At 69.5% G+C, this 14,139-nt stretch carries 10 protein-coding genes and 1 tRNA gene; 6 read left to right on the forward strand and 5 right to left on the reverse strand.

The genetic code is table 11. The annotated features are described in order from the left end of the window. Nucleotides 1-19 precede the first annotated feature (19 nt). The gene (locus OO70_RS27095; protein ID WP_078651567.1) at nucleotides 20-706 is read right to left on the reverse strand and encodes a SanA/YdcF family protein; all 687 of its coding nucleotides are present in this window, start codon (nucleotides 704-706) and stop codon (nucleotides 20-22) included. Nucleotides 707-928: 222 nt separating this feature from the next. Here OO70_RS27095 and OO70_RS27100 point away from each other — a divergent pair, with 222 nt between their 5' ends. From OO70_RS27100 to OO70_RS27120, 5 genes are all read left to right on the forward strand, one after another. Further along, nucleotides 929-1,804, forward strand: a complete 876-nt coding sequence (locus tag OO70_RS27100; RefSeq protein WP_043676674.1) for a sirohydrochlorin chelatase — start codon at nucleotides 929-931, stop codon at nucleotides 1,802-1,804. A 147-nt stretch (nucleotides 1,805-1,951) separates the two neighbouring features. Beyond that, on the forward strand, nucleotides 1,952-3,286 hold the full coding sequence (locus OO70_RS27105; protein WP_043676676.1) for a deoxyguanosinetriphosphate triphosphohydrolase: 1,335 nt from the start codon (nucleotides 1,952-1,954) through the stop codon (nucleotides 3,284-3,286). Nucleotides 3,287-3,379: 93 nt separating this feature from the next. Further along, nucleotides 3,380-4,645 (forward strand): NAD(P)/FAD-dependent oxidoreductase, encoded by a 1,266-nt coding sequence (locus OO70_RS27110; protein WP_043676678.1) that lies wholly within the window; start codon nucleotides 3,380-3,382, stop codon nucleotides 4,643-4,645. A 128-nt stretch (nucleotides 4,646-4,773) separates the two neighbouring features. Next, on the forward strand, nucleotides 4,774-6,678 hold the full coding sequence (gene dnaG / locus OO70_RS27115) for a DNA primase (RefSeq protein WP_043676680.1): 1,905 nt from the start codon (nucleotides 4,774-4,776) through the stop codon (nucleotides 6,676-6,678). Between the two features lie 81 nt (nucleotides 6,679-6,759). After that, a complete protein-coding gene (locus tag OO70_RS27120) occupies nucleotides 6,760-8,070 on the forward strand; it encodes an RNA polymerase sigma factor (RefSeq protein WP_043676682.1) in 1,311 nt (436 codons plus the stop codon). Between the two features lie 182 nt (nucleotides 8,071-8,252). On the opposite strand, the gene OO70_RS27125 is transcribed toward OO70_RS27120, so the two are convergent. The 4 genes from OO70_RS27125 to OO70_RS27140 all read right to left on the reverse strand — a co-directional run bounded on the left by OO70_RS27125 (nucleotide 8,253) and on the right by OO70_RS27140 (nucleotide 13,879). Beyond that, a complete protein-coding gene (locus tag OO70_RS27125; protein ID WP_043676684.1) occupies nucleotides 8,253-10,181 on the reverse strand; it encodes an ABC transporter ATP-binding protein in 1,929 nt (642 codons plus the stop codon). After that, entirely contained in the window at nucleotides 10,181-11,914 is a 1,734-nt protein-coding gene (locus OO70_RS27130) for an ABC transporter ATP-binding protein (RefSeq protein WP_043676686.1), read from the reverse strand. The genes OO70_RS27125 and OO70_RS27130 overlap by 1 nt, the downstream gene beginning before the upstream one ends. Before the next feature lie 150 nt (nucleotides 11,915-12,064). Continuing rightward, the gene (locus tag OO70_RS27135; protein WP_078651568.1) at nucleotides 12,065-13,522 is read right to left on the reverse strand and encodes a xylulokinase; all 1,458 of its coding nucleotides are present in this window, start codon (nucleotides 13,520-13,522) and stop codon (nucleotides 12,065-12,067) included. 51 nt (nucleotides 13,523-13,573) lie between these two features. Beyond that, the gene (locus OO70_RS27140) at nucleotides 13,574-13,879 is read right to left on the reverse strand and encodes a hypothetical protein (RefSeq protein ID WP_043676690.1); all 306 of its coding nucleotides are present in this window, start codon (nucleotides 13,877-13,879) and stop codon (nucleotides 13,574-13,576) included. Between the two features lie 184 nt (nucleotides 13,880-14,063). Here OO70_RS27140 and OO70_RS27145 point away from each other — a divergent pair. Beyond that, nucleotides 14,064-14,136: transfer RNA gene (locus OO70_RS27145), tRNA-Asn, on the forward strand. The last annotated feature ends 3 nt before the right edge of the window (nucleotides 14,137-14,139 follow it).

Genomic DNA, 14,139 nt, shown 5'->3' on the forward strand with positions numbered 1-14,139 from the left:
GCCTCGGTTGCAGTGGGCCTCAGTTGCCGGAGGCCAACGCCCGGGTGACCCCTTTCTCCTTCGGCCCGAGGAAGTGCGGATCGGGATGGAACATCAGGTCCAGCGCCGCCTTGCCCGCCGCGAAGACCTCGCGGGTGCCGCCGTAGTACCAGGTCGCGTCGTGTGTGTCGTCGACACCGACGCCGTACGAGTCGACGCCCGCCGCGTCGCACAGGGCGACCGCCCGCCGGATGTGGAAGTTCTGGCTGATGAGCACGGCCTTGTCGACGCCGAAGATCTTCTTGGCGCGGACACAGGAGTCCCAGGTGTCGAAACCGGCGTAATCGGTCACCACGCGCGCGCGTGGCACCCCGTGCTTCGCCAGATAGACACGCATCGCGTCCGGCTCGTCGTAGTCCTTGCGGCTGTTGTCGCCGGTCACCAGGACGACCTTCACCCGGCCCTCCCGGTACAACGTCGCCGCCGCGTCCAGCCGGTGCGCGAGATACGGCGACGGCTCGCCGTCCCACAGCCCGGCACCGAAGACGACGGCCACATCGGTACGCGGCGCGTCCTGAAGGGTCCGCAGCCGGTCGGCTGTCGACACCCACAGCCAGGTCGCCGGAAGCAGCGCGAGGACACAGCCGAGGGCGACCCCCTGCACGAGCTGCCGCCACCCGGCACGCGTGCGTGGCAGTCGCGGCCGGCGAAGTCTCAGGCGACGCATCAGACGTATCAACGGGGGCCCCTCCGCGTTCGGTTTCGACAGTCACAGACGCGCTGTAACCCGCTCCGGTTCGCCGCCCGCAGTGTGACCGGCTTCACTGTGAATCAAGAATCCGCAGGTCACGTCACCTCACACACCCCCCGAACCCCACCGTGAACCCCCGGAAAAGACCCGTCATTCCCGTGCAACGGGACGGCAACCTCCCACCGCCACCATCACTCCATGACGGCGTCGAATCATCCCCACGACGAGTCCACGACCCTCGACAGTACGGCGCATCTCATGAACCGGATCAGCAGCCAGCTCGCCGACCAGCTCAGCCTCGTCTCCCTGAACGGCACCAGACGCCCCGTCCCGCCCGCCCCGCCCGCGCTCGTCCTGGTGGCCCACGGCAGCCGCGACCCGCGCGCCCTGAGCACCGTACGAGCCCTCGTGGAACGCGTCCGCGAACTGCGTCCCGGCCTCCCCGTCCACCTGGGCCACATCGAACTCAACGAGCCCCGCCTCCCGGACACCCTCACGGCCCTCGGCCCCACGGACGCCGTCCTCGTCCCCCTCCTCCTGGCCCGCGGCTACCACGTCAAGCGCGACATCCCCGAACTGGCCGCCGAGACACAGGCACGCACGCGCGTGGCCGCCCCGTTGGGCCCACACCCCCTCCTGGTGGAGACGTTGTACGACCGCCTGGTGCAAGCGGGTTGGCGGATGGGGATGGACGAACAGACCCGCCGGGCAAGCGCCGTGGTACTGGCCGCAGCAGGCTCCCGAGACCCGGACTCCAAGCTGGACACCAACCACACGGCCCAACTCCTGGCCGACCGCTTGGGTGTCCCCGTAGTCCCCGCATACGCCTCAGCGGCGGCCCCCACGGTCCAGGCAGCCGTCCGCGCCTTGGCCGCCCGAGGCCACCACAGGGTGGCAGTGGCCTCTTGCTTCACAGCTCCCGGCCGCTTCGCAACACAGTGCGCGGAGGCAGCTCCGTGGATCGCGTCGGCCCCTCTGGGAGCCCACCCCGCGATGGCCCGCTTGGTCCTCCACCGCTACGACCAGGCGCTGGCGACGACGGTGAGCACAGAACCGGAACTGGCGTCAGCTTGATACACAGGCAAGGGCAGCCAACCTAGGGGCGCGGGGAACTGCGCGACCAGCCACAACGGGCCCGCAGACGCAAACAAACCGAACCCGGCAGACGCATAGGCGCCCCGCAACTCCCGAATTGTCACTACCGCCGCTTACTGTCGAAGCATGGACGGCACCGCAGGCACGCGCACAACTGCACCGAACCCCTACGACCCGACATCAGTCGACCGCTGGGCAACAGAGCCCGACAAACGCCCGGGCCGAACCGCCTTCCAACGCGACCGCGCCCGCGTACTGCACTCCGCCGCCCTACGCCGCCTCGCAGGCAAAACCCAGGTCGTCACCCCAGGAACCCGCAGCCAGGCATGGGACGCCAGCCCCCGCACCCGCCTCACCCACTCCTTGGAGTGCGCCCAGGTAGGCCGAGAGCTGGGCGCAGCCCTGGGTTGCGACCCGGACCTGGTCGAGGCGGCCTGCCTCTCCCACGACCTGGGCCACCCCCCCTTCGGCCACAACGGCGAACAGGCACTCAACGCGTTCGCCGACGACTGCGGCGGCTTCGAGGGCAACGCCCAGTCCCTCAGACTCCTCACCCGCATCGAACCGAAGCGCTTCGTAAGAAGCGACACGACAGCCGAGATGGTGAGCGTCGGCCTCAACCTCACCCGGGCCACCCTCGACGCGGCCACCAAGTACCCCTGGCCGCGCGGAGCGCACCCCACCGACCCCACGTCCCCGAAGTTCGGCGTCTACGACGACGACAGGCCCGTCTTCGACTGGGTCCGCAAGGGCGCCCCCGGCACGCGCACGTGCTTCGAGGCCCAGGTCATGGACTGGTCGGACGACGTGGCGTACTCCGTGCACGACGTCGAGGACGGCCTGCACGCGGGCCACATCGACCCCAACTGCCTGCACGCCGAACCGGAACGCCAGGAGATCTTCAAGGTCGCCATCGGCCGCTACGTCCCCGCGGACACGGCCCCCGACGAACTCGCCGAGGCGCTGGACCGGCTCCAGAACCAACCGTGGTGGCCGCACGGCTACGACGGTTCGGCCGTCGCGCAGGCCCGCCTGAAGGACACCACCAGCCAGCTCATCGGCCGCTTCTGCCTGGCCGCCGAGGCCGCCACGCGCGCGGCGTACGGCACCGGCCGCCTCACCCGCTACGACGCCGAACTCGTCGTACCGCACGAGGCACGCCTGGAGTGCGCGGTCCTCAAGGCGGTCGCCGACCGGTATGTGATGCAGCGGGCCGAGCAGGAGCGCATCCGCGCGGACGAGCGGATCGTGGTCGCCGAACTCGCCGAGGTGCTCACGACGCGCGCGCCCGACGGTCTGGAGCCGCAGTTCCGCGCGCAGTTCGAGGAGGCGCCCGACGACCGTGCCCGCAAGCGGGTGATCGTCGATCAGATCGCGTCACTCACCGACGCATCGGCGCGGTCTCTTCACGCGCATCTCACATCGCTGGGGCACAGTGACGCGAAACAAGCCCGAATGTGACCCTCCGTGGCCTGATCGGGCCACACCCCCTTCCCGCATCACGCTGCGTGCGGGACGCTCGCATATGGCGGCACCGTTACGAGGAGGCATCAAGTGGTCGACGCGGATCAGACGTTCGTCATCATCGGAGGAGGCCTGGCCGGCGCCAAGGCGGCCGAGACGCTCCGAGCGGAGGGCTTCACCGGCCGCGTGATACTGATCTGCGACGAACGCGACCACCCGTACGAGCGCCCGCCGTTGTCCAAGGGCTACCTCCTCGGCAAGGAGGAGCGCGACAGCGTCTTCGTCCACGAACCCGCCTGGTACGCACAGAACGACATCGAGCTGCACCTCGGCCAGACCGTCGACAACATCGACCGTACGGCGAAGACGGTCCGCTTCGGAGACGACGGCACCCTTGTCCGCTACGACAAGCTGCTCATCGCCACCGGCTCCGAGCCCCGCCGCCTCGACATCCCGGGCACGGACCTCGCGGGCGTCCACCACCTGCGCCGCCTCTCGCACGCCGAGCGCCTCAAGAACGTCCTGGCGTCGCTGGGCCGGGACAACGGCCATCTGGTGATCGCCGGCGGCGGCTGGATCGGCCTGGAGGTCGCGGCGGCGGCCCGCGAGTACGGCGCCGAGGTCACCGTCGTAGAACCCTCGCAGACCCCGCTGCACGGAGTCCTCGGCCCCGAACTCGGCCAGCTCTTCGCCGACCTGCACGCCGAGCACGGCGTGCGGTTCCACTTCGGTGCCCGGCTCACCGAGATCGTCGGCCAGGACGGCATGGTCCTCGCCGCCCGCACCGACGACGGCGAGGAGCACCCCGCGCACGACGTCCTCGCGGCCATCGGAGCGGCCCCGCGCACCGCGCTCGCCGAGGCGGCGGGCCTCGAGCTGGCCGACCGCGCGCACGGCGGCGGCATCGCGGTCGACGAACGGCTGCGCACCTCCGACCCCGACATCTACGCGGCCGGTGACGTGGCCGCCTTCCACCACGCCCTGTTCGACACCCGGCTGCGCGTGGAGCACTGGGCGAACGCCCTCAACGGCGGCCCGGCGGCGGCCCGCGCGATGCTCGGCAAGGACGTCACCTACGACCGCGTGCCCTATTTCTTCTCCGACCAGTACGACTTGGGTATGGAGTACTCCGGCTGGGCGCCCCCGGGCTCCTACGACGAAGTGGTGATCCGGGGAGACGCGGGCAAGCGCGAGTTCATCGCCTTCTGGGTGAAGGAGGGCAGGGTGCTGGCCGGGATGAATGTGAATGTGTGGGACGTCACAGAGCCCATCCAGCAGCTGATCCGCTCCAAGGCACAGGTGGACACAGAGGCACTCGCGGACCCACACGTTCCGCTGGACAGCCTGGGCGCCTAGAGATCCTGGTAGTCACTGCTGTCAGTCCGGCCCCGTGCTGCAATTCCCGGGGGGCAACCCCCGGACCCCCGGCAGAGGGTCGGCCACCGCGCCCCATGAGTGTCAGTTCTGCCCCGTAGAATCACCTCGTGGCAGGACGGATCAACGACGAGGACGTGAAGGCGGTTCGGGACGCGGTCCCGATCGACGCCGTCGTGTCCGAGTACCTCCAGCTGCGGAACGCGGGCGGCGGCAATCTCAAGGGTCTCTGCCCGTTCCACGACGAGAAGTCGCCGTCCTTCCAGGTCAGCCCGAGCAAGGGGCTCTTTCACTGCTTCGGCTGCCAGGAGGGCGGCGACACCATCACGTTCGTGATGAAGGTCGACCACCTCACCTTCTCGGAGTCGGTCGAGCGTCTGGCCGCCCAGGCCGGCATCACGCTGCGGTACGAGGAGGGCGGGTACAACCCCGCCCACCAGCGCGGCGAGCGCATCCGCCTGGTCGAGGCCCACAAGGCCGCCGCGGACTTCTACGTCGAGCAGCTGGCCGTCAGCTCCGAGGCGGACGCCGGCCGCAAGTTCCTCGCCGAGCGCGGCTTCGACCAGTCCGCGGCCGAGCACTTCTCCGTCGGCTACAGCCCCCAGGGCTGGGACCACCTCACCAAGTACCTCCGCGGCAAGGGCTTCACCGACAAGGAGATCCTCCTGTCCGGCCTCGCCCAGGAGGGCCGCCGCGGCCCCATCGACCGCTTCCGCGGCCGCCTGATGTGGCCGATCCGCGACATCGGCGGCGAGGTCGTCGGCTTCGGCGCCCGCAAGCTCTACGAGTCGGACAACGGCCCGAAGTACCTCAACACGCCCGACACCGCGATCTACAAGAAGTCGCAGGTCCTCTACGGCATCGACCTCGCCAAGAAGGACATCGCCAAGTCCAGCCGCGCGGTCGTCGTCGAGGGCTACACGGATGTCATGGCCTGCCACCTGGCAGGAGTGACGACGGCGATCGCCACCTGCGGCACGGCCTTCGGCACCGATCACATCAAGATCCTCCGCAGGCTCCTGATGGACAACGGCTCGGCGCGCGTGATCTTCACCTTCGACGGCGACGCGGCCGGCCAGAAGGCGGCCCTGCGCGCCTTCGAGGACGACCAGAAGTTCGCCGCCGAGACGTACATCGCGATCGCGCCCGACAACATGGACCCCTGCGAGCTGCGCCTCGCCAAGGGCGACGAGGCGGTCGCCGACCTGGTCGAACCCCGCACCCCGCTCTTCGAGTTCGCGCTCCGCCAGATCGTCGTCCGCTACGACCTCGACACCCCCGCCGGCCGCGCCTCCGCCCTGGACGAGGCGGCCCCGATCGTCGCCCGCATCAAGAACAGCGGCGCCCAGCACGAGGTCGCCGTCCAACTCGCCGGCATGCTCGGCATCCTCGACACCCAGTTCGTGGTCAAGCGCGTTGCCCAGCTGGCCCGTTGGGCCCGCGACCGCGGCGGCAAGGGCCCGGCACCGACGAGGGGCGCTGCCCAGCAGCAGTACGACACCACCTCCCGCCCCCCGACCGGCGGTCCCGCCCTCACCCTCCGCAACCCGGTCTTCGCCACCGAGCGCGAGCTCCTCAAACTCGCCCTCCAGCGCCCCGAGTTGGTCTCCCCGGCCTTCGACGCGTACGGCGTCGACGAGTTCACCGCCCCGCCCTACGCCGCCGTACGCGAGGCGATCATCGAGGCGGGCGGTGCCGAGTACGGCCTCCAGGACGCCCAGGACTATCTCGTCCGCGTCCGCGAGGCGGCACCGGACGACGCGGTCCGCGCGATGGTCACCGAGCTGGCCGTCGAGGCGATCCTGCGCCGCACGGTCGACGAGAACTACGCGGGCGAGCAGCTCGTCACCGTCCGCCGAAGAGCCGTAGTGCGCCGTATCCACGACATCCAGGGCGCGCTCACCCGCCTCGGCAGCCACGGAGACTCGGCCGAACTGGCCGCCGTACAGAACGAGTTGTGGGTACTTCAGCAGTACGACCAGGCACTCCAGGTGCATGGAGCCACAGCGCTCTGAGCGCGTAGTTACGGAACGGACTCAAAAAGTCACCGCACGCCCCTCGTGGCGGCGATGTGTCGTACTCCACACTGGGTTCCGGTGCCTGAGTCCTCGGAGCGCGGCCGATCCGTCCCCAGCGGGTCCTTCACCCCCGCGGTTCCGCTCATCGAGTACGGGACGGACAGCGGCGAGGCCGCCGACTCCGCCCCCGAAGTACCGCTGCCGTACCCCCTGGCAGCGATCATCCTGGAGGTCGCCCCCGTGCAGACCCAGACCCTCGACCAGACCGAGACCAGCACGACGGACGGCGCGGAACCGGAAGCGGAGACCGATGTCCTCGCGACCGTCCCTCCGCAGAGCCGTGCCGCGCACCACCCCGAAACCGCAGAACCGGAGAGTCCGCCCGAGCTCGAAGAACCGACGGCCGAAGCGGTGGAGTCCGCGGAGGCCCCCGAGCCCGAGGTACGGCCCCGGGGCCGGGTCGCCGCCGACAACGGCGCCCCTTCCTCGGACCTGTTCCGCCAGTACCTGCGCGAGATCGGCCGTATCCCGCTCCTCACCGCGGCCGAGGAGGTCGACCTCGCCCGCCGCGTCGAGGCCGGCCTGTTCGCCGAGGAGAAGCTCGCCGGCGCCTCCGATCTGGACAGCCAACTCGCCCTGGACCTGGACCGGTTGGTCGTCCTGGGCCGGATGGCCAAGCGCCGCCTGATCGAGGCGAACCTGCGACTCGTCGTCTCCGTGGCGAAGAGGTACGTAGGCCGCGGGCTGACCATGCTCGACCTCGTCCAGGAGGGAAACCTGGGCCTGATCAGGGCAGTCGAGAAGTTCGACTACGCCCGCGGCTACAAGTTCTCCACGTACGCCACCTGGTGGATCCGCCAGGCCATGTCCCGCGCCCTCGCCGACCAGGCCCGCACGATTCGCGTCCCGGTGCACGTCGTGGAACTCATCAACCGGGTCGTCCGCGTCCAGCGCCGAATGCTCCAGGAGCGCGGCTACGAGCCCACCCCGGAAGAGGTGGCCGACCACCTCGACCTCGCGCCCGAACGCGTCAGCGAGGTGCTCCGCCTGGCTCAGGAACCGGTGTCGTTGCACGCGCCGGTGGGGGAGGAGGACGACGTTGCCCTCGGCGATCTGATCGAGGACGGCGACGCGACGAGTCCCGTGGAGTCGGCCGCGTTCATCCTCCTCAGGCAGCACCTGGAGGCGGTTCTGTCGACGCTGGGGGAGCGTGAGCGGAAGGTCGTGCAGCTGCGCTACGGGCTGGCGGACGGGCGTCCGCGCACGCTGGAGGAGATCGGGCGGATCTTCGGGGTGACCCGGGAGCGGATACGGCAGATCGAGTCGAAGACTCTCAACAAGCTGAGGGATCACGCTTTTGCGGATCAGCTGAGGGGCTATCTGGATTGATGCCGGGTGCGGGCCCGGTGGGGGCGGGCCGCGCAGTTCCCCGCGCCCCTAAAGACTCGGGCGCGCCCCGTGCTTTCAGGGGGCTCCCCGCGCGCCTAAAAGCACCGGGCGAGCGGCGTCTTTTAGGGGCGCGGGGAACTGCGCGACCAGCCCCCACCGGGCCGTCAGCCGAATGACGACCGTTAGTCCACCTCGGCCACCGCCTGCGCGAACTGTGCCTTGTACAGCCGCGCATACGCCCCGTCCGCCGCCAACAGCTCCGCATGCGCGCCCTGTTCGACAATCGAGCCGTTCTCCATGACGAGGATCGTGTCCGCATCCCGGATCGTGGAGAGCCGGTGCGCGATCACGAACGACGTACGCCCGTGGGCTAGTTTGGCCATCGCCTTCTGGATCAGCACCTCGGTACGGGTGTCTACCGAAGACGTCGCCTCGTCCAGGACCAGGATCGTCGGGTCGGACAGGAACGCCCGCGCGATGGTGATGAGTTGCTTCTCACCGGCGCTGACCCCCGTGCCCTCGTCGTCGATGACCGTGTCGTAGCCGTCGGGCAGCGTACGGACGAACCGGTCGGCGTGCGCCGCCCGCGCCGCCTCCTCGATCTCGCCCCGGGTGACCTCGCGAGAGGCCCCGTACGCGATGTTCTCGGCGATCGAGCCGCCGAACAGCCAGGTGTCCTGGAGCACCATGCCGATGCCCGCGCGGAGTTCGTCCCGGGACATGCGCGCGATGTCGACGCCGTCGAGGGTGATGCGGCCGCCGGAGACCTCGTAGAACCGCATGAGGAGGTTCACGAGGGTGGTCTTGCCGGCGCCGGTCGGGCCGACGATCGCGACCGTGTGGCCCGGTTCCACCGTCAGCGAGAGGTCCTCGATGAGCGGCTTGTCGGGGTCGTAGCGGAAGGAGACGTGCTCCAGGGCGACCAGGCCGCGGAGTTCCGCGGGGCGTTCGCTCGGCATCGGGTCGGGCTTCTGCTCCTCGGCGTCGAGGAGTTCGAAGATCCGTTCCGCCGAGGCGACGCCGGACTGGACCAGGTTCGCCATCGACGCGACCTGCGTCAGCGGCATCGAGAACTGGCGCGAGTACTGGACGAAGGCCTGCACGTCACCGATGGACAGTGAGCCGGACGCGACCCGGAGGCCGCCGACGACCGCGACCAGCACGTAGTTGAGGTTCGACACGAACATCATCAGCGGCTGCATGACCCCGCTGTTGAACTGCGCCTTGAACCCCGCCTCGTACAGCGCGTCGTTCTGCTCGGCGAACAGCTTCGCCGACTCGTCCTGCCGCCCGAAGACCTTCACCAGGTTGTGGCCGGTGTACATCTCCTCGACGTGCGCGTTGAGCTTGCCCGTCGAGCGCCACTGCTGCACGAAGTGCGGCTGCGACCGCTTGCCGACGCGGGTGGCGACGGCGAACGACAGCGGCACGGTCACCAGCGCGACCAGGGCGAGAAGCCACGACACCCAGAACATCATCGCGAGCACACCGATGATCGTGAGCAGCGAGTTGATGAGCTGGCCCATCGACTGCTGGAGGGTCTGCCCGATGTTGTCGATGTCGTTGGTCGCGCGCGAGAGGACTTCCCCGCGCTGCCGCTTGTCGAAGTACGACAGCGGGAGCCGCGACATCTTCGTCTGCACGTCCTCGCGCAGCCGGAACATCGTCCGGTTGACCGCCCGGTTGACCATCCGCGTCGCCACCGCCATCAGCAGCCCGGCCACCAGGAACGTGCCCAGCGCGAGCAGCAGCACATGCCCCACCGAGGTGAAGTCGATGCCCTTGCCCGGTGTGAAGTCCGTGCTCTTCAGCATGTCCGCGATCGAGCCCTGGCCCCGGTCACGCATCGCCTGGAGGGCCTGCGCCTTGGTCGTCCCGGCCGGCATCTGCCGCCCGATGATGCCGGCGAAGACCAGGTCGGTGGCGTTGCCGAGGATCTTCGGTCCCACCACGTTCAGCCCGACGCTGAACACCACGCACACCAGCAGGATGCCGATGGTGATCCGCTCCGGCCGGAACTGGCCGATCAGCCGCTTGCCGGACACCTTGAAGTCCATCGAACGGGCGTCGGGGCCCGTCCCGGCCATCATCCGCCCCATGGGCCCGGCCATCAGGCGGCCTCCGCTTCCGTCAGCTGGGAGAGCACGATCTCTCGGTACGTCTCGTTGTCGGCCATCAGCTCGTGATGGCGCCCCGTCCCGACGACCCGCCCCTCGTCGAGTACGACGATCCGGTCGGCGTCCCTGATGGTCGCCACCCGCTGCGCCACGATCACGACGGTCGCCTCGGCGGTCTCCTGGGAGAGCGCCGCCCGCAGCGCCGCGTCGGTCGCGTAGTCGAGGGCGGAGAAGGAGTCGTCGAAGAGGTAGATCTCCGGGCGCTGCACCAGCGTGCGCGCGATCGCGAGCCGCTGCCGCTGACCGCCGGAGACGTTGGTGCCGCCCTGCGAGATGGGGGAGTCGAGTCCGTTCTCCAGCCCCTCGACGAAGCCCTTGGCCTGCGCCACCTCCAGCGCGTGCCACAGCTCCTCGTCGGTCGCGTCCGGGTTGCCGTAGCGAAGGTTGGTCGCGACCGTGCCCGCGAACAGGTACGGCTTCTGCGGGACCAGGCCGACCGTCTTGGCGAGCAGCACCGGGTCGATGGTCGACACGTCGACACCGTCGACGAGGACCTCGCCGTCGGTGGCGTCAACCAGGCGCGGGACGAGACTCAGAAGGGTGGACTTTCCGCTGCCGGTCGAGCCGATCACGGCCGTCGTCTCGCCCGGGCGGGCCACCAGGTCGATGGACTTCAGTACGGGTTCCTCGGCACCCGGGTAGCAGAAGCCGACCCCGCGGACCTCCAGATGCCCGTGCCGGCGCAGCTCGAAGACGGGAGCCACCGGCGGCACGACACTGCTCTCGGTGTCGAGGACCTCCTCGATGCGCTCGGCACAGACCTCCGCGCGCGGCACCATCATGAACATGAAGGTGGCCATCATCACGGACATCACGATCTGCATCAGATAGGCGAGGAACGCGGTCAGATCGCCGATCTGCATCCCGCCGCTGTCGATGCGATGCGCGCCGAACCAGACCACCGCGATCGACGACAGGTTCACCGTGGTCATGACCACCGGGAACATCAGCGCGAGCAGGTTGCCGGACTTCAGCTGCATCTCGGTCAGGTCGGCGTTCGCCTTCCGGAACCGGTCCTTCTCGTACTCGTCGCGGACGAAGGCGCGGATGACACGGTTGCCGGTGATCTGCTCGCGCAGCACCCGGTTCACCGCGTCCAGGCGGACCTGCATGGCCCGGAACAGCGGCCGCAGCCGCCGCACGATGATCGTCACGCAGATCGTCAGTGTCGGGACCACCGCGATCAGCACCCCGGACAGCGGCACGTCCAGACCGAGCGCCAGGATGATCCCGCCGACGCACATGATCGGCGCCGACACGAGCAGGGTGAACGTCATCAGGGCCAGCATCTGGACCTGCTGCACGTCATTGGTCGTACGGGTGATCAGCGAGGGCGCGCCGAACTGACCGACCTCGCGCGCCGAGAACGACTGCACCCGGTCGAAGATGGCACCCCGGATGTCCCGGCCGAGCGCCGCCGCGGTCCGGGCGCCGTAGTAGACGGCACCCGTGTTGCACACGACCTGGACCAGCGAGATCCCGATCATCAGGGCGCCGAACGACAGGATGTAACCGGTGTCACCCTTCACGACACCGTTGTCGATGATGTGCGCGTTCAGGGTGGGCAGGTAGAGGGTGGCGCAGGTCTGCAGAAACTGCAGCAGCACCAGCAGGGCGATGGGTTTCCTGTAGGGCCTGAGATAGGTCCGCAGAAGTCGTATGAGCACGCTACGTCTCTCGGAGTCGGCGGTGAGGGGCGGGCGGTGTGCCCCTCGCCCCTATCGTCGGACACTCCACCCGCGTTACCTCAACTGATTAAGCCAACAGCAGTGCCGTAGCCGCCGTTATGAACCCTTAAGAGCGGAACGCGCGAATTCCTACGAGCGGAACGCCCCCGGATGGGTCTGCTCCCGCACGGACACATACTGCTGACGCACGGCCTGTCCTACGGCCAACTCGTCGCCCGGCTCGAAGACCTGGGCGACCGGTCCCTGCCACGGCGGCGGATTGCGCGGGTCGAGGGTGCCCTGGGAGACACCGAGCGCCCAGGCGGCCTGCCGGGCGGCGCCGATCGCCGCGTAGTCGGCGGGCTGCGGTACGACGATCTGCGTCCCGAAGAGCGCGGGCGCCGCGGCCTGCACGGCGGGCAGCTCGGCGGCCGACCCGAGCAGGAAGAGCCGCCGCACCGACACCCCCCGCCCGCGCAGCACGTCCAGCGCGTCGGCGAGCCCGCACAGCATGCCCTCGAACGCGGCCCGCGCCAGATGCTCCGCCTTCATCGACTCTCGCCGCAGCCCGGCCAGCGTCCCCGCGGTGTGCGGCAGATTGGGCGTCCGCTCACCTTCCAGATACGGCAGGAACACGAGCCCGTGAGCACCAGGCGTCGACTTCATCGCCAGCTCGGACAGACTCTCCAGATCGGGCAGCCCGAGCAGCTCGGCGGCTCCGCGCAGGGTCCGTACGGCGTTCAGCGTGGTGACGACCGGCAGATGCATCCCGGTCGCGTCGGCGAGCGAGGTGATCATCCCGCTCTGGTCGACGAGCGCCTCGTGGTGGACGGCCATCACGGACCCGGAGGCGCCGAGCGACACGACCGCGTCGCCGAACCCGATGCCGAGCCCGAAGGCGGCGGCCATGGTCTCGCCGGTACCGGCGGAGATCAGCAGCCCTTCCGGGGTCGTACCGGCCGCGTCGGACGGCCCGATGACCTCGGGCAGCATGGCCTGGTGGCCGAGGGCGAGTTCGACGAGATCGGGCCGGTAACCGCCGCTGGCAGCGGACCAGTACCCGGTCCCGGAAGCCCCACCACGATCAGTGGTCCTTCTCACCGGCCGCCCGAGGAGCTGCCACACCAGCCAGTCGTGGGCCTGCAACAGGGCGGTCGTACGCCGCGCGTTGTCGGGCTCGGTCCTGTTCAGCCAGCGCAGCTTGGTCACCGGATGAGCGGCCTGCGGTACGGAACCGACCGCCTGCGCCCACGCCTCGCGCCCGCCGAGCGCGTCGATCAGATCGGCCGCCGCGACCTGCGCCCGCTTGTCACCGCCGACCATCGCGGGCCGTACGGTGTTGCCCTGCGAGTCCAGCGGCACGACCGCGTTCTGCTGCGCGGACACCCCGATGGCCTGCACACCTTCGAGCAGCCCCCCGCCGGCCGCCTCGCCCAGCGACAGCAGCCAGGCCTGTGGATCGACATCGGAGGGCCGCCCGCCGCCCTCGGTCTCGGTTTCGACCGGATGCGGCGCATATCCCTGCCTGAGCACGGATCCCGTGTCCGTGTCGCAGACGACGATACGAGTGAAATCGGGCGAACTGTCCAACCCGGCGACTATCCCCATGGCGGAAATTCTGCCGTACGGCGGGAGGTGACCGCGCCGAGTCGGGGCTCCCTAGGTGTTGCTGGTGCCCCAGTCGTCCCCGCCCGTGCCGTTCGCGTTGCGCTCACGCAGGGACCGTACGCGCTCGGCCACCGAGTCCGGGACCCGGTCGCCGACCTTGTCGCTGACCGCGTGGTACGCCTTGCCCGCGAACTGGCGGCCCTGCTGCGCCGCGGACTCCGCGGTGTTGCGGACGGCGGGGTTCTGCGCGACCTGACGCGCCGACTTCTTCAGCTGCTCGTAGCGCTCGCGTCCGGCCCGCGTGCCCAGCACGTAACCCAGAGCCAGTCCGACGACGAACGTGAGCTTGTAGCGCATGACAGCCATCCTTCCCTTGCGTGGTCCCTCGCGGGTCAGTCCCTCGCGGGTCTCCGGCGCGGCATCGGTGCCGGGGGAACCGATTGGCGGAGCACCCCCCTGCTTGCGCTAATGTATGTGTCGCAGCGAGCACACGCCCCCTGGCGAATACCCAGGGAGGTACGTTCGATGCAGCGAGGCGCATTCCCCTGTAGCTCAATTGGCAGAGCAGCCGGCTGTTAACCGGCAGGTTACTGGTTCGAGTCCAGTCGGGGGAGCTT

It is taken from the genome of Streptomyces xylophagus (assembly GCF_000716435.1).
In the GTDB taxonomy this organism is placed as follows: domain Bacteria; phylum Actinomycetota; class Actinomycetes; order Streptomycetales; family Streptomycetaceae; genus Streptomyces; species Streptomyces xylophagus.